The sequence below is a fragment of the Protofrankia sp. CiP1_Cm_nod4 genome (assembly GCF_982290645.1).
This window is the reverse complement of record NZ_CEVIVC010000027.1, coordinates 9,536-10,232: the sequence shown is the minus strand read 5'-3', so window position 1 is coordinate 10,232 and position 697 is coordinate 9,536. Positions and strand designations below refer to the sequence as shown.

Here is a 697-nt window from a genome sequence, read left to right as displayed (position 1 = left end):
ACCAGCGGCACCAGCGGCACGCACCGGGAACACCCGGCCGGTGACCGCCGCGCGCACCAGTGGGTGGGCGATCAGGCAGTCCGCGGCGGGAACGATCTCGTGCGAGCGGTGGCCGCGCAGTCCGACCTCGCCCTGCGCGGTCAGCGCATACCGCATCCTGGTCCGCCAGCCCAGACCCTCACCCTCGGCCGACGGCAGCGCGCCCGACGGCAGTGCGCCCGACGGCAGTGCGGCCGGCGACAGCACGTCTCGCGGCGGCGCACCCGGCGATGGAGTGTCTCGCGGCTCGCCCGGCGGTGATGCGGGCGGCGGTGCGGGCGGTAAGGCGTCCACCGCCTCGACCTCGACGGGACGGTCCAGCCCGGCCAGCCGGCGCAGCTGCTCGCGGACCACCGTCGCCTTCAGTCGCCGCTGCGCGGCGAGGGAGGCATGCTGCCAGTCGCATCCCCCGCACCCGCCGGCCCCGGCGTGCGGGCACGGCGGGACGACGCGCTCCGGCGCGGCGCGCAGCACCTCGACGGCGTCCGCCCGCCAGTAGCTGCCGTGCGAGGTGTCCGTCAGCCGGGCCCGTACCCGCTCACCCGGCAGGGCGTGCCGGACGAAGACCACCCGGCCGTTGTCGCGGGCCACGCAGCTCCCGCCGTGTGCCACCGGCCCGACCTCGAGCTCGATCACGTCCTCGGCCGCACCCCCGGCT

The 697-nt window shown here is 77.3% G+C and carries 1 protein-coding gene; it reads right to left on the bottom strand.

All coding sequences use genetic code 11. The features are described from left to right. Window positions 1-675 (bottom strand): TRAM domain-containing protein (locus AC5LSR_RS07775; RefSeq protein WP_493468302.1); only part of this gene is annotated, 675 nt, incomplete at its 3' end. Window positions 676-697: the final 22 nt, after the last annotated feature.